2 protein-coding genes are annotated in these 673 nt (G+C 75.9%); both read left to right on the forward strand.

What is annotated here, in order from left to right; genetic code table 11:
* A partial coding sequence (locus ABD378_RS21455; RefSeq protein WP_344522558.1) for an oligopeptide/dipeptide ABC transporter ATP-binding protein occupies nt 1-469 on the forward strand: 469 nt, incomplete at its 5' end.
* On the forward strand, nt 462-673 hold a 212-nt coding region (locus ABD378_RS21460; RefSeq protein WP_344522559.1), incomplete at its 3' end, for an ATP-binding cassette domain-containing protein. The genes ABD378_RS21455 and ABD378_RS21460, both read left to right, overlap by 8 nt.

The raw sequence follows: 673 nt of genomic DNA on the forward strand, positions 1-673 counted from the left end.
CGCGCTCGCGCTCATCGGCGACGCGCCGCTGCTGCTCGCCGACGAGCCGACGACGGCCCTCGACCGCGACCTCGTCGACCGCACGGTGGACGAGCTGCGCAGGCACGTCGGCGAGGACCGCGCGCTGCTCCTGATCACCCACGATCTGGCGGCCGCCGAGCGCATCGCGGACCGCGTCGCCGTGATGTACGCGAGCCGCATCGTCGAACTCGCCGACGCCGAGGACTTCTTCGGCACCCCCGGCCCCCGGCACCCGTATGCGCGCGGACTCCTGAACGCCCTCCCGGAGCGGGAGTTCACGCCCATCCCCGGGATGCCGCCCGAACTGTCGGCGCTCCCCACGGGATGCGCCTTCGCGGCGCGCTGCTCCGGGGCGGACGAGGCCTGCGGGACCGTTCCCGAGCCGGTGGGCGGGGTCGCCTGCCACCACCCCCGTACGGCGGCCGTGCTGGAGGCACCCCGTGCTTGAACTCCGTTCCATCACCGCCGGATACGACCGCCGCGCCCCCGTCATGCGGGGGGTGGACCTCACGCTCGCGCCCGGCGCCTCCGTCGGCCTTCTCGGCCCCAGCGGCTGCGGCAAGTCGACGCTGGCCCGGGTCGCCGCCCTGCTCCACAAGCCGGACGCGGGCCGCGTCGTCATCGACGGCGAGCCCGCCCGCGGGTGGCGGCA

The sequence above is a fragment of the Streptomyces rectiviolaceus genome (assembly GCF_039533825.1).
Taxonomy (GTDB): domain Bacteria; phylum Actinomycetota; class Actinomycetes; order Streptomycetales; family Streptomycetaceae; genus Streptomyces; species Streptomyces rectiviolaceus.